This is a genomic window from Saccharopolyspora sp. NPDC000359, from assembly GCF_040300525.1.
In the GTDB taxonomy this organism is placed as follows: domain Bacteria; phylum Actinomycetota; class Actinomycetes; order Mycobacteriales; family Pseudonocardiaceae; genus Saccharopolyspora.
In genome coordinates this window covers 45,666-63,637 of sequence record NZ_JBEPDU010000044.1, presented here as the reverse complement: position 1 = coordinate 63,637, position 17,972 = coordinate 45,666, and the positions used below count along the sequence as shown (strand labels likewise).

17 protein-coding genes are annotated in these 17,972 nt (G+C 72.7%); 1 reads left to right on the top strand and 16 read right to left on the bottom strand.

Annotation, left to right across the window (positions count from 1 at the left end; genetic code table 11):
* Positions 1 to 499: 499 nt before the first annotated feature.
* The 12 genes from tyrS to ABT324_RS25405 form a co-directional block, all read right to left on the bottom strand.
* Positions 500 to 1,774 (bottom strand): tyrosine--tRNA ligase, encoded by a 1,275-nt coding sequence (gene tyrS / locus ABT324_RS25460; RefSeq protein ID WP_351182575.1) that lies wholly within the window; start codon positions 1,772 to 1,774, stop codon positions 500 to 502.
* A gap of 33 nt (positions 1,775 to 1,807) precedes the next feature.
* Positions 1,808 to 2,434, bottom strand: a complete 627-nt coding sequence (locus ABT324_RS25455; RefSeq protein WP_351182573.1) for a DNA-3-methyladenine glycosylase — start codon at positions 2,432 to 2,434, stop codon at positions 1,808 to 1,810.
* 34 nt (positions 2,435 to 2,468) lie between these two features.
* Complete coding sequence (gene argH / locus ABT324_RS25450) at positions 2,469 to 3,890, bottom strand: argininosuccinate lyase (protein ID WP_351182571.1); 1,422 nt, start codon at positions 3,888 to 3,890, stop codon at positions 2,469 to 2,471.
* A 38-nt stretch (positions 3,891 to 3,928) separates the two neighbouring features.
* The gene (locus ABT324_RS25445; protein ID WP_351182569.1) at positions 3,929 to 4,894 is read right to left on the bottom strand and encodes an argininosuccinate synthase domain-containing protein; all 966 of its coding nucleotides are present in this window, start codon (positions 4,892 to 4,894) and stop codon (positions 3,929 to 3,931) included.
* Between the two features lie 51 nt (positions 4,895 to 4,945).
* Complete coding sequence (locus ABT324_RS25440; protein WP_351182567.1) at positions 4,946 to 5,461, bottom strand: arginine repressor; 516 nt, start codon at positions 5,459 to 5,461, stop codon at positions 4,946 to 4,948.
* On the bottom strand, positions 5,458 to 6,384 hold the full coding sequence (gene argF / locus ABT324_RS25435) for an ornithine carbamoyltransferase (protein ID WP_351182565.1): 927 nt from the start codon (positions 6,382 to 6,384) through the stop codon (positions 5,458 to 5,460). The genes ABT324_RS25440 and argF overlap by 4 nt, the downstream gene beginning before the upstream one ends.
* Positions 6,384 to 7,574, bottom strand: a complete 1,191-nt coding sequence (locus ABT324_RS25430; protein ID WP_351182563.1) for an acetylornithine transaminase — start codon at positions 7,572 to 7,574, stop codon at positions 6,384 to 6,386. Before ABT324_RS25430 ends, argF begins: the two co-directional genes overlap by 1 nt.
* Positions 7,571 to 8,485: an acetylglutamate kinase gene (gene argB / locus ABT324_RS25425; RefSeq protein ID WP_351182561.1), complete on the bottom strand. Its 915-nt coding sequence runs from the start codon at positions 8,483 to 8,485 to the stop codon at positions 7,571 to 7,573. Before argB ends, ABT324_RS25430 begins: the two co-directional genes overlap by 4 nt.
* A complete protein-coding gene (gene argJ, locus ABT324_RS25420; protein WP_351182581.1) occupies positions 8,482 to 9,642 on the bottom strand; it encodes a bifunctional glutamate N-acetyltransferase/amino-acid acetyltransferase ArgJ in 1,161 nt (386 codons plus the stop codon). Before argJ ends, argB begins: the two co-directional genes overlap by 4 nt.
* Positions 9,643 to 9,659: 17 nt before the next feature.
* Positions 9,660 to 10,055, bottom strand: a complete 396-nt coding sequence (locus ABT324_RS25415) for an ACT domain-containing protein (protein WP_351182559.1) — start codon at positions 10,053 to 10,055, stop codon at positions 9,660 to 9,662.
* Entirely contained in the window at positions 10,052 to 11,080 is a 1,029-nt protein-coding gene (argC, locus tag ABT324_RS25410) for an N-acetyl-gamma-glutamyl-phosphate reductase (protein ID WP_351182557.1), read from the bottom strand. The genes ABT324_RS25415 and argC overlap by 4 nt, the downstream gene beginning before the upstream one ends.
* Before the next feature lie 89 nt (positions 11,081 to 11,169).
* Complete coding sequence (locus ABT324_RS25405) at positions 11,170 to 11,460, bottom strand: MDR/zinc-dependent alcohol dehydrogenase-like family protein (protein WP_351182555.1); 291 nt, start codon at positions 11,458 to 11,460, stop codon at positions 11,170 to 11,172.
* A gap of 133 nt (positions 11,461 to 11,593) precedes the next feature.
* Here ABT324_RS25405 and ABT324_RS25400 point away from each other — a divergent pair, with 133 nt between their 5' ends.
* Positions 11,594 to 12,169 (top strand): GNAT family N-acetyltransferase, encoded by a 576-nt coding sequence (locus ABT324_RS25400; protein WP_351182553.1) that lies wholly within the window; start codon positions 11,594 to 11,596, stop codon positions 12,167 to 12,169.
* Positions 12,170 to 12,330: 161 nt separating this feature from the next.
* Here ABT324_RS25400 and ABT324_RS25395 read toward each other — a convergent pair whose 3' ends face one another.
* The 4 genes from ABT324_RS25395 to pheT form a co-directional block, all read right to left on the bottom strand.
* Complete coding sequence (locus ABT324_RS25395) at positions 12,331 to 12,486, bottom strand: hypothetical protein (RefSeq protein ID WP_351182551.1); 156 nt, start codon at positions 12,484 to 12,486, stop codon at positions 12,331 to 12,333.
* Positions 12,483 to 13,736 carry an NAD(P)/FAD-dependent oxidoreductase gene (locus ABT324_RS25390; RefSeq protein WP_351182549.1) on the bottom strand — a complete coding sequence of 418 codons (1,254 nt, stop codon included), beginning with the start codon at positions 13,734 to 13,736 and terminating at the stop codon, positions 12,483 to 12,485. Before ABT324_RS25390 ends, ABT324_RS25395 begins: the two co-directional genes overlap by 4 nt.
* Before the next feature lie 101 nt (positions 13,737 to 13,837).
* A complete protein-coding gene (locus ABT324_RS25385) occupies positions 13,838 to 15,349 on the bottom strand; it encodes a PucR family transcriptional regulator (RefSeq protein WP_351182547.1) in 1,512 nt (503 codons plus the stop codon).
* Between the two features lie 103 nt (positions 15,350 to 15,452).
* Positions 15,453 to 17,945 carry a phenylalanine--tRNA ligase subunit beta gene (pheT, locus tag ABT324_RS25380; protein ID WP_351182545.1) on the bottom strand — a complete coding sequence of 831 codons (2,493 nt, stop codon included), beginning with the start codon at positions 17,943 to 17,945 and terminating at the stop codon, positions 15,453 to 15,455.
* Between the last annotated feature and the right edge of the window lie 27 nt (positions 17,946 to 17,972).

Below are 17,972 nucleotides of genomic sequence, written 5' to 3'. Positions count from 1 at the left end.
CACTAACCAAAACAGTCCGCTGTTGAGTTCTCAAAGAACACACCCACACCATCACCCACAACCCTCACAGGGCCGCGAAGCTCCGGGGAGCATTTCCTCTGTTCGCTTTCTTGTGTCGGTAACTCTAGCAGGCCCATTTTCCGGTGTTCCAGGGGGGGTACCCCGCCGTCGCACCGCCGAAAACTCGGCTCGCTATTCGCCCCGACCACGGTCAAGCGCATTTTAGTCAAAGATCTGGGTGGGATTCCGAACCTGCTCGCCGGGCGCAATGGCCTGCGATTCGCATTTCCGGTTTCCCGATCGAGGCGCCCACTCTACCACCCGCAGGTAGGAGCTTGGTTCGCGACCCCGCGTCAGGCTCGGCCCGGTTTTCCCGGCCCGCGTCGCGCTGACTCCAAGTAATCTACGCGCCGACCCGCACCAAGTCAAATCGGCGGTCTCCAGCACCGGAAGGAAGCGAAAACGCAGGTCAGCGCCCCATTCCGGTGCTGGATCCAGGCTAGTGCACGACGCGAACGCCCGCAGTGTGGCGCTTACCACGGCGCATGACCAGCCAGCGGCCGTGGAGCAGCTCCTCCTTGCTTGGAGACCACTCCTCATCAGCGATCTTGGTGTTGTTGACGTACGCGCCGCCCTCCTTGATGGTGCGCCGCGCCGCCCCCTTGCCGCTCGCCAACCCGGTCTCAACCAGCAGGTCGACCAGGGTCGGGTTGTCGGCGAGCCGGACCTCGGTGCTGGGCACCGCGGCCATCGCCGCGTCCAGCGTCGCCTCGTCCAGCTCGGCCAGCTCCCCGCGGCCGAAAAGCGCCTGGCTGGCGGCGACCACCTTGCGCGTGGCGTCCGCGCCGTGGACGAGCGTGGTCAGCTCCTCGGCGAGGCGCTTCTGCGCCGCGCGCAGCTGCGGCTTCTCCGCGGTGGTGCGCTCCAGCTCGGCGATCTCCTCCTGGCCGAGGAAGGTGAACAGCCGCAGGTACTTCGCCACGTCGGCGTCGGCCGAGTTCACGAAGTACTGGTACCAGGCGTACGGCGTGGTCATCGTCGGGTCGAGCCAGACGTTCCCGCCGCCGGTGGACTTGCCGAACTTGCGCCCCTCCGAGTCGGTGACCAGCGGGAGGGTCAGCGCGTGCGCGACGACGCCTTCCTGCTTCCGGACCAGGTCGACACCGGCGATGATGTTGCCCCACTGGTCCGAGCCGCCGAGCTGCAGCCGCGTGCCGTACTTGCGGTTGAGCTGCACGTAGTCGTTGGCCTGCAGCAGCATGTAGCTGAACTCGGTGTAGGAGATGCCGTCGGTCTCCAGCCGCCGCTTGACGGTCTCGCGGGCCAGCATCGTGTTCACCGAGAAGTGCTTGCCGATGTCCCGCAGGAACGTCGTGACCGGCAGGTCGGCGGTCCAGTGCGCGTTGTTCTCCATGACCGCGCCGGTCGGCGAGTCGTTGAAGTCGACGAACGCCGACAGCTGGGTGCGGATCTTCTCGGTCCACTCCTGCACGGTGCCCTCGTCGTGCAGGTTGCGCTCGCCGACGTCGCGCGGGTCGCCGATCAGCCCGGTGGCACCCCCGGCCAGCACGACCGGCCGGTGACCGGCCTGCTGGAAGCGGCGCAGGGTCAGGATCGGGATCAGGTGGCCGGCGTGCAGGCTGGGTCCGGTTGGGTCGAAACCGGCATAGAGGGTGAGCGGCCCCTGGTCGAGTTCCCGTCGCAGCGAGTCGAGGTCGGTGGATTGCGCGATCAGGCCGCGCCAGGTCAGCTCGTCGAGGATGTTCTCACTCACGCCTGCCAGTCTCGCTCATGCGCGCAACCGGGTTCACGCCCGGGCCCGGCCCCTGGTGCGGCGCGTCCCACGCCGGTAGGTGCTGACGGCCGCCGAGCCGTCAACCCAGGTCCGCCAGGGCAGGTCCATCGCCGCGGCCACGCCGACGCGCGGGCCGCTGCGGATGTCGTCCTCGCCGACCTGCGCGCCGTTGACCAGCCGGATGGGTGAGCCCGGGTCGGTGAGGTCGATGCCGTTGTGCTCGCGGGTGATGCCGAGCACCCCGGCCAGCCGGGCCGGGCCGCTGGCCAGCTGCACGTCCTTGCGGACCGCCGGGCGGCGGGAGCGCGCCAGGTCCAGCCCGGTGGTGATCTCCCCGGCGCGGAGCAGGACCGCACCGGGGACGCCGTCGGTCAGGCAGACCACGTTGATGCAGAAGTGCATCCCGTAGACGAAGTACACGTAGAGGTGCCCGGCCGGGCCGAACATCACCGCGTTGCGCTCGGTCCGACCGCGGTAGCAGTGCGACGCGGGGTCGTCCACACCGCGGTAGGCCTCCACCTCGACCAAGCGCACGCCGACCTCGCCCTCGGGGCTCGTCGAGCGCAGCTCACAGCCAAGGAGCCGTCGAGCCACCCAGAGCGGGTCGTGGGCGAGTTCGTCTCGTGTCACCTGACTCACGGGGTAGACAGTACCGGCCGTGTCTGAACCGTGATCACTTAGACAACCAGTCGCGATGTTCGCGCACCGCCGCCACGACCCGTTCGCGCTGCTCGGCGACGCGGTCTGGGGCGGTGCCGCCGTGCGCGTCGCGGGAGGCGATCGAGCCCTCGACGGTGAGCACCTCGCGCACCTGCGGGGTCAGCGCCGGGTTGGCCGCGGCCAGCTCCTCGTCGGTCAGGTCCTCCAGGCCCACGCCGCGGGCTTCGGCGGTACGCACGCACTCGCCCGACGCCTCGTGCGCGACCCGGAACGGCACGCCCTGCCGGACCAGCCACTCGGCGATGTCGGTGGCCAGGGTGAACCCGGCGGGCGCCAGTTCGGCGAGCCGCTCGGTGTGGAAGGTCAGGGTGCCGAGCATGCCCGCCATCGCCGGGAGCAGCAGGTCCAGCTGCTCGGCGGAGTCGAAGACCGGTTCCTTGTCCTCCTGCAGGTCTCGGTTGTAGGCCAGCGGTTGCGCCTTGAGCGTGGCCAGCAGGCCGCTGAGGTTGCCGATGAGCCGCCCGGACTTGCCGCGGGCGAGTTCGGCGACGTCGGGGTTCTTCTTCTGCGGCATGATCGAGCTGCCGGTGGCCCAGGCGTCGTCGAGGGTCACGTAGCCGAACTCGGCGGTGTTCCAGATGATCACCTCCTCGGCGATCCGGGAGAGGTTCACGCCGAGCATGGCCAGACAGAACGCCGCTTCGGCGGCGAAGTCGCGGGACGCGGTGCCGTCGATGGAGTTGTCCACGGCGCCGTCGAAGCCGAGTTCGGCGGCAACGGCCTGCGGGTCGAGGCCGAGCGACGAGCCCGCCAGCGCACCGGAGCCGTAGGGCGAGTACGCGGTGCGGGCGTCCCAGTCGCGGATGCGCGCGACGTCGCGCAGCAGCGCCTGGCAGTGCGCGAGGAGGTGGTGCGCCAGCAGCACCGGCTGGGCGTGCTGGAGGTGGGTGCGGCCCGGCAGGACCGCGTCGGGGTGGTTGGTCGCCTGGGCGACGAGCGCGTCGACGACGTCCAGGACGCCTGCGGCGACGCGGCGATTGGCGTCCCGCAGCCACATCCGGAACAGGGTGGCGACCTGGTCGTTGCGGGAGCGGCCCGCGCGCAGCTTGCCGCCGAGCTCCGGACCGACCCGCTCCAGCAGGCCGCGTTCGAGGGCGGTGTGCACGTCCTCGTCGTCGATCACCGGCTGGAACGCGCCGGACTCGACGTCGGCGGCCAGCACGTCCAGGCCCTGCAGCATCCGCTCGAGCTCGTCGGCGGTGAGCAGCCCGGCGCGGTGCAGCACGCGGGCGTGGGCGCGGGATCCGGCGATGTCGTAGGGCGCCAGGCGCCAGTCGAAGTGGGTCGACAGGCTCAGCGCGGCCATCGCTTCGGCCGGGCCGGAGGCGAACCGGCCGCCCCAGAGCTTGGTGGGCTCGCTGCCTTGCTGCGTCACGGTGTTCCTTCGGTGTGCTCGTAGGTGCGGGTGGTGGCTCAGCCGCAGGGCTGGCCGAGCTGTTGGGAGGAGTCGTACCAGGTCGGGGCGTTCGCGGCGCACCAGGGCTCCTCGGCGCGGCGGTCGCGGACCTCCGCGCGACCCGCGTGCAGGGCGATCCGGACCTCGCCGGAGACCTGGTGCTGGGAGTCGGCGACGAAGGCGTCCAGGGCGTCCTTCAGCGGCGAGTACCACCGGCCGTCGCGGACGAGTTCGCCCCAGCGGTGCCCGACGGTCCGCTTGAACCGGGCCAGCTCCGGGTCCAGGGTCACCTCTTCCAACGCCCGATGCGCGGTGATCAGCGTGGTCGCGCCGGGCGCGTGGTGGCTGCCCAGGCGCCCCACCCCGTGGGCACCGGCGCGCCGGTTGAGCTCCTGGACCGCTTGCAGCGCGGTGACGGTCTCGCCGTCGATGGCCACCGGCACGCCCGCGTCGAACGTGATGGTCAGCTCCTCGGGGTCGAGGAGCCAGTCCGGCGCGCGCCAGGCGCCTTGCGGGGCACGCGGTTCCGCGACCCGGCCCCAGACGTTCTGCTGGAGCGGGCAGCGCGCCTTGCCGCCGTCCGGCCGCCGGGTGCGTTCCGGGGTGACGACCGCCAGGCGCGGGGCCAGCGCGGCGATGTCGGTCTCGAAGCCCACGACGGCGTTCGCGCCGAACTCCTCGGCGGTCGCGACGAGGTGCTTGGCGATCAGCGGCCGGGCCAGCTCCGAGACCAGGCCGCTGGCGTGGGCCTGGAGCGCGGGCAGGCAGTGCTGCTCGGCGAACTCGTCGCGGGCGTCGGTGACGACCGCGTCGACCGCGCCGAGGTCGAGCGCGCGTCGGCGGACCGCCGCCAGGTCCTCGCCGCCCTGGCCGAGGTCGACCGTGATCGCCACGACCTCGGCCCGGGCCTCGGCCACGAGCCGCTCGACGGCCGCGGTCGCCTCCGGATCCCCGGAGTGGGCGAGCACCACGCGCTCACTCATCTGCTCTGCTCCTCGGTGGTGGCGCGGATCGGCGCGCACCGGTCCGCGGACTCAGGTTCTGCTCTCCGGCTCGTCCTCGGTGGCGGGTCGAGCGCCCGCCGCCATCGCGGTGAACCGCTCGCCCAGCTGGTGGCCGGTGAGGGGTTCGCGGGCGACGATCATCACGGTGTCGTCGCCGGCGATGGAGCCGACCACTTCCGGCAGCGAGGCCCGGTCGATGGCGCTGGCCAGGAACTGGGCCGCGCCCGGCGGGGTGCGCAGGACGGTCAGGTTGCCCGCGCCGTCGGCGCTGACCAGCAGCTCGCCGAGCAGGCGGCTCAGCCGGGAGGTGCCGCCCTGCACGCCGCGCACCGGGCTGCCGTCCTCGGGGATGACGTAGACCGCCGCCCCGCCGTCGGCGCCGCGCAGCTTGACCGCGCCGAGCTCGTCCAGGTCCCGGGACAGGGTGGCCTGGGTGACCTCGATGCCGTCGTCGGCGAGCAGCTTGGCCAGCTCGGTCTGGCTGCGGATGCCGTTCGACGAGACCAGTTCGACTATGCGGGCCTGCCGCGCAACCCTGTTCGTCATCGTCGTCGCACCAACCACGCCAGCAGCGCCTTCTGCGCGTGCAGCCGGTTCTCGGCCTCGTCGAACACCGCGCTGGCCGGGCCGTCGATCACCTCGTCGGTGATCTCCATGCCGCGGTGCGCGGGCAGGCAGTGCAGCACGCTGGTGTCGGGCTTGCCGGTGGCGGCCAGCAGTTCGCCGTTGACCTGGAACGGCCGGAACGGGCTGACCCGGTCCTTGCCGTCGTTCTCCTGGCCCATCGAGGTCCAGGCGTCGGTGACCAGCACGTCGGCGCCCTCGACCGCGGCCTGCGGGGTGGTGGCCAGCTCGACGGAGCCACCGGTCTCGGCGGCGCGCGCCTTGGCCGCCGCCAGCACCCAGTCGAGCGGGCGGAAGCCCTCCGGGGCGCCGATGCGCACGTGCATCCCGGCGGTGGCGCCGCCAACCATCAGCGAGTGCGCCATGTTGTTGGCGCCGTCGCCGAGGTAGGTCAGGGTCAGGCCGGTGAGCTTGCCGTGCCGCTCGCGGATGGTCTGCAGGTCGGCGAGCACCTGGCAGGGATGGAACTCGTCGGTCAGCGCGTTGATCACCGGGACGTTGGAGACCGAGGCCATCGCGTCGATGCGGGCCTGCGCGAAGGTCCGCCAGACCACGGCGTCGACGTAGCGGGACAGCACCCGGGAGGTGTCCTCGATGGTCTCCTCGCGGCCGAGCTGCATCATCCGGCCGTCCACCACGACCGGGTGGCCGCCGAGCTGGGCGATGCCGACCTCGAAAGACAGCCGGGTGCGGGTGGAGTTCTTCTCGAACAGCACCGCGACGGACTTGGGCCCGGCGAGCGCGTCGGAGCCGAGCGGGTCGGCCTTGAACTGGTCGGCGAGGTCGAGGACCTCGGCCTGCTCCGCTGGGCTGAGGTCGTCGTCGCGGAGGAAGTGGCGGGGCATCAGTCGTTCTCCTTGGCAGCGTCGAGCAGCGCGGGCAGGGCGGCGAGCAGCCGCTGCACCTGCTCGGACCGCACGATCAGCGGTGGGGCCAGCCGGATCGCGTCGGGCTGGATGGGGTTGAGCAGGAACCCGGCGTCCTGCCCGGCGGCGGCGATCTTCGCCGAGACCGGCGCGGTCAGGCCGATGCCGATCAGCAGGCCCGCGCCGCGCACCTCGCCGACCAGCGGGTGGCCGAGCTTCTGCAGGCCGGTGACCAGCTCCTCGCCGACCTGCTCGACGTGCTTGAGCAGCCCGTCGGCGGCGATGGTGTCAAGCACCGCGAGCGCGGCCGCGCAGACCACCGGGTTGCCGCCGAAGGTGGTGCCGTGCTGGCCGGGGTGCAGCAGGTCGCCCGCGGCACCAATGCCGATGCAGGCGCCGATGGGCAGGCCGCCGCCGAGGCCCTTGGCCAGGGTGATCACGTCCGGCACGACGCCGGTGCGCTGGAAGGCGAACCAGGAGCCGGTGCGGCCGATGCCGGTCTGCACCTCGTCGAGCACCAGCAGCGCGCCGTTGCGGGCGGTGATCTCGCGGGCCGCCTGCAGGTAGCCCTCGGGCGGCAGGACCACGCCGTTCTCGCCCTGGACCGGTTCCAGGAACACCGCGGCGGTGTTGTCGTCCACTTCGGACTCCAGCGCGGATGCGTCACCGTAGGGCACGTGCACCACGCCGGGCGGCAGCGGTTCGAAGGGCTGCTGCTTGGCGGGCTGGCCGGTGAGCGCGAGGGCGCCCATGGTGCGGCCGTGGAAGCCGCCCTGGGTGGCCACCACCTTGGCCCGGCCGGTGAGCCGCGCGATCTTGAACGCGGCCTCGTTGGCCTCGGCGCCGGAGTTGCAGAACAGCACGCGGCCCTGCCCGGTGGCCCCGGCCAGGTCCAGCAGCCGCTCGGCGAGCGCCAGGCCCTGCTCGTGCACGTAGAGGTTGGAGACGTGTCCGAGCTTGCCGACCTGCTCGGACACCGCGCGCACCACGGCCGGGTGGGCGTGGCCGAGCGCGTTGACCGCGATCCCGCTGAGGAAGTCCAGGTAGGTCGTGCCGTCGGCGTCGGTGACCTCGGCGCCCGAGCCGCTGACCAGCGTCAGCTTCGGGGTGCCGTAGTTGTCCATCATGGACGCCTGCCAGCGCTGCGCACCCGCTGCGTTGCCGGTCATGAGCTCTCCTCGGTGTTCTGCTTGGGCAGGACCATGGTGCCGATGCCTGCGCGGGTGAAGACCTCCAGCAGCACGGAGTGCGCGAGGCGGCCGTCGATGACGTGCGCCCGCGGGACCCCGCCGCGCACCGCGCGCAGGCACGCCTCCATCTTGGGGACCATGCCGGAGGCCAGGTTCGGCAGCAGTTCCTCGAGCTGGTCGGCGTCGAGCCGGGACACCAGCGACGAGCGGTCCGGCCAGTTCGTGTAGAGGCCCTCGACGTCGGTGAGCACCACCAGCTTCTCGGCGCCGAGAGCCACGGCCAGCGCCCCGGCGGCGGTGTCGGCGTTGACGTTGTGCACCACGCCGTCGGCGTCGGGCGCGACGGTGGACACCACCGGGATGCGCCCGGCCCTGATCAGGTCCAGCACCGCGTCGGGGTTGACCGAGACCACGTCGCCGACCAGGCCGACGTCCACCGCCTCGCCGTCGACGGTGGCGGTGCGGCGCTCGGCGGTGAACAGCCGGGCGTCCTCGCCGGACATGCCCACGGCGTGCGGGCCGTGCTGGTTGATCAGCCCGACGAGCTCGCGCCCGACCTGGCCGACCAGCACCATCCGCACCACGTCCATGGTTTCCGGGGAGGTCACCCGCAGGCCGCCGCGGAACTCGCCCCGCATGCCGAGGCGGTCGAGCATCGAGGTGATCTGCGGACCGCCGCCGTGCACCACCACCGGGTGCAGCCCGGCCAGGCGCAGGAACACCATGTCGGTGGCGAAGGCCTGCTTGAGCTCGTCGTCGACCATCGCGTTGCCGCCGTACTTGACCACGACGGTGGCGCCGTGGAAGCGCTGCAGCCACGGGAGCGCCTCGACGAGCACGCTGGCCTTCTCCGCGGCGGTGGCCAGCCGGTCGGTGGTTTCTGGGGTCATGACGAGTAGGCGCTGTTCTCTTCGACGTAGGCGTGGGACAGGTCGGTGGTCAGGATCGTCGCGGTGTGCTCGCCGAGGTGCAGGTCCACGACGATCTCGACCTCGCGGCCGGACAGGTCGGCCTCGCTGCGGTCGCGGGCCTTGGTGCCACCGGCGTAGAGGGTGACGCCGTTGGTGGCGATCTCCAGCTTGGCCGGGTCGATCTCGGCGTCCACCCGGCCGAGCGCCATCGCGATCCGGCCCCAGTTCGGGTCGGAGCCGAAGATCGCGGTCCCGACCAGGTTGTCCTCGGCGATGGTGCGGCCGATGGCGACCGCGTCGGCTTCGCTGGCCGCGCCGCGCACGGTGATGTCGATGACCTTGGTGGCGCCCTCGGCGTCGCCCTGCAGCTGGCGGACCAGGTCGGTGCACACGGTGGTGAGCAGCGCGGTGAAGTCCTCCTTGGACACCTCGACGCCGGAGGCGCCGGAGGCCAGCACCAGCACGGTGTCGTTGGTGGAGGTGCCGCCGTCGACGTCGAGCCGGTCGAAGGTGACCCGGGTGGCCGCGCGCAGCGCCTCGTCCAGGTCGTCGCCGCTGATCACCGCGTCGGTGGTGAGGACGCTGAGCATGGTGGCCAGGTTCGGCGCCAGCATCCCGGCGCCCTTGGCGAAGCCGCCGATCGACCAACCCGCGTCGTGCCGCGCGAAGGCCTGCTTGGGCTTGCTGTCGGTGGTGAGCACCGCGGTGGCCGCGTCGAGACCGGCCTGCTCGTCGGCGGCGAGCGCACCGGCGGCGGAGTCGACGCCGGGCAGCAGCGCGTCCATCGGCAGCCGCTCGCCGATCAGGCCGGTCGAGCAGACCGCCACCTCGACGGCACCGACGCCGAGCACGTCGGCGACCTTCTCCGCGGTGGCGTGGGTGTCCTGGAAGCCCTCCGGACCGGTGCAGGCGTTGGCGCCACCGGAGTTGAGCACCACCGCGCGCAGCTTGCGCTCCTTGAGCACCTGCTGCGACCACAGGACGGGCGCGGCCTTGACCTTGTTGGTGGTGAAGACCCCGGCCGCGGCCTGCTGCGGCCCGTCGTTGACGACGAGCGCGAGGTCGCGCTCGCCCCCGGCCTTGATCCCGGCGGCCACCCCGGCCGCCCGGAAACCGGCAGGTCCGGTCACGCTCATCTGCTTCTCCTCGGTGGTCATCGCGCTTCCACGGTGTGCCCGGCCGCGGTGAGCACGTCCGCGGCCTTCTCGGCGGCGTCGGCCGGGACCAGGATCCAGTCGGTGTCGAACGTGGACAGGGTGAAGACGCTGATCCCGGCGTCGGCCAGCGGCACCAGCAGGGCGGCCAGGATGCCGGTCAGCGCGAAGTCCAGCGGCCCCTGCACCTCCAGCGCCCGGAACGGGCCCTCCACCCGCACGTCGCGCCCGGCCTCGGCGGCCAGCGAGTGCGGGAAGACGATGGTGCGGCCCGCGCTGGTGGTCAGGCTGCCGTGGATCGGCGCGTTGCCGCCGGTCAGCGCCAGGTTGGCGTGCGCGGGCACCACGCCGACGGCCAGCAGCTCGTCGTGCAGCCACAGGTTCAGGGCGGTCACGGGGCCACTCCCACCGTCGGCAGCCCGGTGGTCTCGGGCAGGCCGAGCGCGAGGTTCATGCACTGCACCGCACCACCCGCGGTGCCCTTGGTCAGGTTGTCCTCGGCAGCGACGACGACCAGCCGACCGGCGTCGGGGTCCACCGCCAGCTGGAGGTGGACGGTGTTCGCGCCGAGCGTGGCCGAGGTCTGCGGCCACTGCCCCTCCTGGAGCACGTGGACGAATGGCTCGTCGCCGTAGGCCTTGAGGTAGACCTCGCGCGCCGCAGCGGCGTCGACGCCCTCGCGCAGCGCTGCGCTGCAGGTCGCGAGGATGCCGCGCGCCATCGGCGCGAGGACCGGCGTGAAGGAGACCTTGACGGGCTCACCGGCGGCGGCGCTGAGGTTCTGGATGAACTCCGGGGTGTGCCGGTGCGCGCCGCCGACGCCGTAGACGCTGGCCGATCCCATGACCTCGGCGGACAGCAGGTGCGGCTTGAGCGCGCGCCCGGCGCCGGAGGTGCCGGTGACCGCGACGACGACCGCCTCGGGCTCGACCAGCCCGGCGGCCAGCGCGGGCGCGAGCGCCAGCGAGGACACCGTCGGGAAGCACCCGGCAACGGCCACCCGCTTGGCGCCGCGCAGCCGCTCGCGCGCGCCGGGCAGCTCGGGGACGCCGTAGGGCCAGGTGCCGGAGTGCTCGCCGCCGTACCAGCGGGCCCAGTCGTCGGGGTCGTTGAGCCGGTGGTCGGCGCCGCAGTCGATCACCACGGTGTCGTCGCCGAGCTCGGCGGCGATCGCGGCGGAGTGCCCGTGCGGCAGGGCGAGGAAGACGACGTCGTGCCCGGCGAGCTCGGCCGCCGTGGTCTCGGCCAGCACCCGGTTGGCCAGCGGCAGCAGGTTCGGGTGGTGCTGCCCGAGCTCGCTCCCGGCGTTGCCGCCCGCGGTCAACGCACCGATCTCCACCTCGGGGTGCGACAGCAGCAGGCGGAGCAGCTCCCCACCCGCGTAACCACTGGCACCGGCCACAGCCGCTCTCACCGTCATGCGGATGATTATGCACGTCTATGCAACATTAATCAAACAGCTGTGCGTCACACCCCGTGCCGGGCAGGTCGGAGAGGGTGCCGAGACCGTCAGCCGTTCTGCGGCAGGTCGGGCATGTCCAGCATGAAGCGGTAGCGGACGTCGCTGCGCTCCACCAAGCGGTCGAGGGCTTCGCTGACGCGCGCGGACGGGAGGAGTTCGATGTCGGCGGTAACGTCGTGCTGGGCGCAGAACTTCAGCATGGCAGCGGTCGCGGGACGGCCGCCACTGCCCGCGGAGCTGAGCTTCTCGCGCCCTACCAGCAGGTCGGCGACCGCACCGATGTGCCTGAGGTGGCTGGTGGTTCCGCCCAGGGCGACGAGCCCGAGGTACGCGGCCAACAGCCGATGTGCATCACCTACGCCGAGCCGAGTTCGGGAAGCGTTCACACCGCCACGACCTCCGCGCGGAGTGCGGTGGATCACCCCCACCCCCTTGCGAGATCGGCGGGGCGGCGCGGGATCATCGTGGCTGATGACGATGATCCCGCCCCGGCCGAGCGCGGTCGACCACCGAGCTTCGCGGCCGACCGCGGGCTGGGTGGGGCGGCGGGTACTGCTGCGCGGCATCGACCCGGCGGACCGGCGCACGCTGATCGGCTTCGACCGGGAGTCCGCGCGGAAAGGTCCGCCGCAGTTCGACGGCTACCGGCACTGGGCGGCGCACCGCGCCGACCACCTCGACCCGGGCGAGGACCTGCACCTGGCGATCGAGACCCGGCACGACCGGATCCTCGTCGGTTCGCTGTCGACCAGCCAGCCGAAACCCGGGACCTTCAGCTACGGCGTCGGGATCGGCCCGCAGCACCGCCGCTGCGGCTACGCCGACGACGCGATCAGCACGCTGCTCGGCTACATGTTCGGCCACCGCCGCTTCACCAAGTGCGAGGTCGGCATCTACGGCAGCAACACGGCGTCGCTGGCCCTGCACGCCAAGCTCGGCTTCCGCGAGGAGAACCGCCTCCGCGACCCGGAGTTCCTCTGCGGCGGCGCCCAGGACCTCGTGGTGATGGGCATGACAGCGGAGGAGTTCACCCTCCGCTCCCGCTGATGCTTCGTACTCGGCGAAGCGCTGGGCGAAGTGCCTCGCTCCCCGGCACCAACCACCGGGTCGTGGTGCCAGCGCGCACGCGGCTGCGGTTTTCGGAGAAGATCACGATCCAGCCGCACCGGGTTGGTGGCGCTCTCGCGCGAGAGCGCCACCCCGGCACCTCAGCGGGAGGTGGCGCGCGGCTTCGTTGACGCGCGCCGGTCCAGGGCGTACTCGGTGGCTATGCGGAGGAGCATCTCCTTCTCCACGCGGAGCAGGTGGTTCTCGCGGCGGAGGCGGTCGAGTTCCGCGCGCTCCGCCGAGGTCAGCTCGCTCATCGCAGCGGGTCGAACGGGCGCAGCAGCGCGGGGCGCTTGCCGGTGGTGATCTGCTCCGCGAGCAGACGGCCGGTGAGCGGGCCGAGCGTCAGGCCCCACATGCCGTGCCCGCCCGCAACGTAGGTGCCGGGCAGCTTGGTCGCGCCGATGAGGGCCAGGCCGTCGGGCGTGACCGGGCGGCCACCCACCCACTCGTCGCGGCGCTCCTCCCAGCGGACCCCCTTCAGCAGCGGGCGGGCCGAGCGCACGATCGCCTCGACGCGGCCGCGGTCCAGCGGGGCGTCGACCGGGCGGAACTCCATGGTGCCCGCCACCCGCAGGCCGCCCTGGTACGGCGTGCACGCCACCCGCGCGGCCGGGAGGTAGATCGGGCCCGGGACCGGTTCGTCGGTCGGGACGGTGAAGGAGTAGCCGCGGCCGGCGCGCACCGGGGTGCGCACGCCCAGCGGCTTGGCGAGCTTGCTCAGCCACGCGCCGGTGGCCAGCACGACCACCTCGGCCGACACCCGCTCGTCCTGCTCGGACTTGACGATCACCTGCCCGCTGGTGCGCACCAGCTGCCGCACGGCGAACCCGGTGCGCAGCGTGCCGCCGCGCTCCACGAAGGACTTCGCCAAGGCGCGGGTGAACTCGCCGGGGTCGACGAAACGCTGGCCCTCGACCCGCAGCACCGCCGAGATCCGGTCGGACAGCTGCGGGACCCCCGCGTCGGCCGGGGCCAGCTCGGCTGTGTCGACCCGCTGGCCGCTGCGGCGGACCTGGTCGAACTCGTGCCGCAGGTCGGCCACCTGCTCGGGTTTCTCGAACGCGGCGGTGATCGGCGCGGGCTCGGTGGTGGCCGGGACCCCGCCCGCCAGCAGCGCATCGAACGCGTCCAGGCACTCGGTGTTCATCGGCACGAACGCCTGCATCGACTTGCGCCACGCCCACGGGGTGCAGTGCGCGGCGAAGCGCGTCAAGAACGACCACAGCGCGGGGTCGGGCGAGGCGGGCACGTGCAGCGGGGCATCGGGGGAGAACAGCGTGCGCAGCCCGTAGCGCAGCACACCCGGTTCCGGCAGCGGGATGGAGAAGGCGGGCGAGAGGTACCCGGCGTTGCCCCACGACGAACCCGCCGCCACGTCCTGCTTGTCGACCACCGTGACCTCGACGCCGTGGTCCTGCAGGAACCACGCGGTGGACAGCCCGACCACACCGGCCCCGACCACCACTGCTCGCTTCGGAACCCCGTCGATCCCGTCCTCGCGCATGCTGCCTCCTCAATGCTCCTGGACTGGAGGATGCCTCGGCGACCACGCGCAGCCAGTGTCCGATCCGAACAATCGTCGGCGCCTCGTTTGGTCGAAACCCACTACCCGACCGCGAGCGCGATGATCATCGCCAACCGGGCGTCCGGGTCGTCCAGGTCCAGCGGGGTCAGCTCGGCCATCTTGCGCATCCGGTACCGCACGGTGTTCGGGTGCACCTCCAGCCGCGCCGCGGCCGCCCCGAGGTCGCCCTGGCACTCCAGCCAGGCCCGCAGCGTCTCGACGTACCGGGTGCCCTGCTCGCGGTCGTGGCGCCGGAGGTCCACCACCGGGCCGCGGTCCGGCAGCCGACCGGTCGACGCGGCGTGCCGCAGGCGGCGCAGCAGGATCTCGTGCCACGCCTCGTCGTAGACCACGGCGTCCTGGCCGGTCCGGGTCGAGTGCACCGCGAGGCTCTCGTCGGCCTCCCGCCTGCTGTCGACCAGCTGGTTCGGCCCGGCCGCTCCCCCGACCCCGGCCAGGATCGTGGTCCCCGGCGGCAGGTCCCGCACCAGCGCGCGCACCCACTCGCGGGCGCGCCCGGCGTCGTCGTGGGGCAGCACGGTGTAGACGGTGTTGGCGAACAGCGCGCTGCGCCCCGGCCGGGACCAGCCGAAACCGATGGTCGCCCGCTCGAAGGCCAGCAGCGCGGTCTCGTCCCGAGCGGTGCCGCTGTGCACCTGAACCGCCACCACCCGGAACTGCTCGCTGCGCAGCCCGAGCCGACTCAACGCCGACGACGGATCCCCGTGCCCCTCCAGCAGGCCGATGACCAGGTCGGATTCGACCTGCCGCTCCAGGTCCGCGCTGGCCCGCGTGCGCAGCAGGTGCACCGCGGCGGTGCGCGCACCACCGACCAGCGCCGCCTCGTGCGACGCGGCGAGCGGCTGCTGGGTCTCCACCCAGATCGAGCCCAGCAGCTCCCGGCCCGCGCGGATCGCCACCACGACGCGCCCGTGCGAGTCCTGCGGTTCCAGCGGCGCCACGTACATCGGCTCGTCCGAGGTCTCCAGGTGCCGGAACACGCCCCGCTCGGTGAGGGTCCGGCGGATCTCCTCCGGGACCTGCCGCCCCAGGATCGTGGCCAGCCGCGCGCGGTCGGCGGTGAGCTGCCGCCGCGAGTAGGCGAGCACCCCGGACCGGTGGTCCTCGATGGTGACGGGCCCGCCGACCGAATCGGCGAGCGCGTCGGCCAACGCGAACAGGTCGGTCGGCCCCCGCCCGGCTTCGGTCTCCCGCCCCTCGAGCACCAACCCGTAGACGACCCCGGCCAGCTGCCCCCACGACACGGCGGGATCGACCAGCACGACGGCCAACCCGCGCCCCCGGGCAGCGGCGACCACCTGCTCCCCCACCGAGCTGGCCCGGAACACCACCACCTCGGCGGAGGTCCGCTCGACCAGCCCCGCGTCGTCGGTGTCGACGCCGACGGCGAGCAGCACGTCACCGGTGGCCTCGGGGTCGTCCGGATCGTGCAGCGCCACCGAGCGCAGGTCGGCGGACCTGCTCCGCGGCGCGCTGACCAACCGGGCCCCGAACCCGCCGAGCACGTTGATCAACCGGTCCAGCTTTACCACGCCGCTCCCCCGAAGCTCGGCCGCCGACTGCGCGGGCCCATTGTCCGCCGCGAAAAGCCAGCGGCCCCGTCCCGGTGTGGAGACGGGGCCGCTGGGTCGATCGTCAGGCGCGGAGGGTGGCGCCGAGCCGGTCCGCGGCGGACTTGACCGCCGCGTCGCGGGCCTCGGTGGCCTCCTCCTGCTTGAGGGTGCGGTCCGGGGCCCGGAAGCGCAGGGCCAGGGCCAGCGACTTCTTGCCCTCGCCGAGCTGCTCGCCCGCGTAGACGTCGAACAGCCGGACGTCCTCCAGCAGCTCGCCGCCGCCCTGGCGGACCGCGTCGACCAGGTCCGCCGACGCGACCCCGGAGTCCACCACCAGGGCGATGTCCATCAGGACCGGCGGGTACGGCGAGATCCGCGGGGCCGGGCGGTGGTCCACCAGCGGCAGGGCGTCCAGGTCCAGCTCCATCGCGCAGGTGCGCTTGGGCAGGCCGAGGGCCTCGACAACCTTCGGGTGCAGCTCACCCGCGTGGCCCACCACGGTCTCGCCGACCTTCAGCTGCGCGCAGCGACCCGGGTGCCACGGCGCCAGCTCACCGGCGCTGACCTCCAGTTCCACGCCAGCCGCGGCGGCGACGACGCGGGCGGCCTGGATGGCGTCCGCCCAGCTCGCCGCGCGGCCCTTGCCCCACCAGCCGGCCTGCTCCCGCTGGCCACCCAGCATCACCGCGACGTGCGTCGGCTGCGCGGGCAGCGCCGCCTCCAGCGCGGCGATCTGCTCGTCGGTCGGGCGCTGCGCGACACCGACCTCCGGCACCGGCGGCTGCTCCGCGGCGGGCTGCACGACCTGTCCGATGTGGAACAGCGCCAGGTCGCGCTGGCCGCGGGAGACGTTGCGCTGCATGACCTCGGCCAGGCCGGTCAGCAGCGTGGTGGTCAGCAGCGACCGGTCGCTCTCCAGCGCGTTGAGCACCGACATCGTGCGGCGCCGCTCGTCGTCCTCGGGCAAGCCGAACGCGTCGAGCACCGCCGTGCCGACGAACGGGAACGGCAGCACCTCGACGTAGCCCTCACCGGCCAGCGCGCGGGACACCGCCCGCTGGCGGCGCTGCTCGCCGGTCAACCCGCGGCCGGGCGGCGCGGCGGGCAGCACCGACGGGATGGTGTGGTAGCCCTCCAGCCGCAGCACCTCCTCGACCAGGTCGTAGGGCTGCGTCAGGTCAGGGCGCCAGCTCGGCGGCGTCGCGGTGACCAGACCAACGCCCTCGTCGGAGGTGCTGACCTCGATGCGGCAGCCGATCTGGCTCAGCCGGCGTGCGGTCACCCCGCGCTCGTAGGACACCCCGGCGATCTTGTCCGGCAGCGCCAGCGGCATGGTCACCGGGGCGGGCGGCTTGGGCTCGCCCACATCGGTGCGGCCCGGCGCGATGGTGCCGTCGCCGTAGCGGACCAGCAGCTGCGCGGCCAGCTCCACGGCCACCGGCGCGACCGCCGGGTCCACCTGCCGCTCGAAGCGCTTGCCCGCCTCGCTGGGCAGCTTGTGGCGGCGGATGGCCCGGGCGATGCTCGCCGGGTCCCAGTTCGCGCCCTCCAGCAGCACGTCGTGGGTGTTGTGCCCGATCTCGGTGGACTCGCCGCCCATCACTCCGGCCAGCGACACCGGACCGGTCTCGTCGCAGATGACGATGTCGTCCGGGTCCAGCTCGCGGCTCACGCCGTCCAGCGTGGTCAGCTTCTCGCCCGCCTCGGCGCGGCGCACCACCAGGTCACCGGTCACCTTGGTGGCGTCGAACGCGTGCAGCGGCTGGCCGAGCTCGAGCATCACGTAGTTGGTGACGTCCACGGCCAGCGAGATCGAGCGCATCCCGGCCAGCGCCAGGCGGCGGCGGAGCCACCACGGGCTCGGCGCGGTCGGGTCCACCCCGGTCACGCGGCGCAGCACGAACCGGGAGCACGCGGTCGGGTCGCTCAGCTGCACCCCGCGCGAGGGCCGGTCATCCTCCGGGACCGGGCGGGTGCCCGGGTCGCCGAACGGCACGTCCAGCGCGTTGGACAGCTCGCGGGCCAGGCCGCGCACCGAGAAGCAGTAGCCGCGGTCCGGGGTGATGGCCAGCTCGATGATCGAGTCGTTGAGCCCGACCAGCTCGACCGCGTCGTCACCCGGGTCGGCCGAACCGGGTGGCAGCACCAGGATGCCGTCGGCGTCCTCGCCGATGCCCAGCTCGGCGGTCGAGCAGATCATGCCCTCGCTGAGCTTGCCGTAGGTCTTGCGCGCGGTGATCTCGAAGTCGCCGGGCAGCACCGTGCCGGGCAGCGCGACCACCACGAGGTCGCCCTCCTGGAAGTTGCGGGCACCGCAGATGATGCCCTGCACCCGCTGCTCGCCAGCCTCGTCCGCGCCCACCTCGACCTGGCAGTACCGGATGGGCTTCTTGAACTCGGTGAGCTCCTCGACCTCGGCGACGCGGCCGACCACGAGCGGCCCCCGCACCTGGGTCAGGTGGGTGACCTCCTCGACCTCCAACCCGATCCGGACGAACGCTTCGGCCAGCGTCTCCGCGGTCGTCTCCTCGGGCAGCTCAAGGTGCTCGGCCAACCAGGAAACCGGAATCCGCACTTGGTCAGGCCTTTCTCTCGTTCAGGT

Excerpts from the sequence above, each read along its gene's own strand:
- ABT324_RS25445 (WP_351182569.1), bottom strand. The coding sequence starts at position 4,894 with ATGAGTGAGCGCGTGGTGCTCGCCCACTCCGGGGATCCGGAGGCGACC.
- ABT324_RS25440 (WP_351182567.1), bottom strand. The coding sequence starts at position 5,461 with ATGACGAACAGGGTTGCGCGGCAGGCCCGCATAGTCGAACTGGTCTCG.
- argF (WP_351182565.1), bottom strand. The coding sequence starts at position 6,384 with ATGCCCCGCCACTTCCTCCGCGACGACGACCTCAGCCCAGCGGAGCAG.
- ABT324_RS25430 (WP_351182563.1), bottom strand. The coding sequence starts at position 7,574 with ATGACCGGCAACGCAGCGGGTGCGCAGCGCTGGCAGGCGTCCATGATG.
- argB (WP_351182561.1), bottom strand. The coding sequence starts at position 8,485 with ATGACCCCAGAAACCACCGACCGGCTGGCCACCGCCGCGGAGAAGGCC.
- argJ (WP_351182581.1), bottom strand. The coding sequence starts at position 9,642 with ATGAGCGTGACCGGACCTGCCGGTTTCCGGGCGGCCGGGGTGGCCGCC.
- argC (WP_351182557.1), bottom strand. The coding sequence starts at position 11,080 with ATGACGGTGAGAGCGGCTGTGGCCGGTGCCAGTGGTTACGCGGGTGGG.
- ABT324_RS25400 (WP_351182553.1), top strand. The coding sequence starts at position 11,594 with ATGACGATGATCCCGCCCCGGCCGAGCGCGGTCGACCACCGAGCTTCG.
- ABT324_RS25395 (WP_351182551.1), bottom strand. The coding sequence starts at position 12,486 with ATGAGCGAGCTGACCTCGGCGGAGCGCGCGGAACTCGACCGCCTCCGC.
- ABT324_RS25390 (WP_351182549.1), bottom strand. The coding sequence starts at position 13,736 with ATGCGCGAGGACGGGATCGACGGGGTTCCGAAGCGAGCAGTGGTGGTC.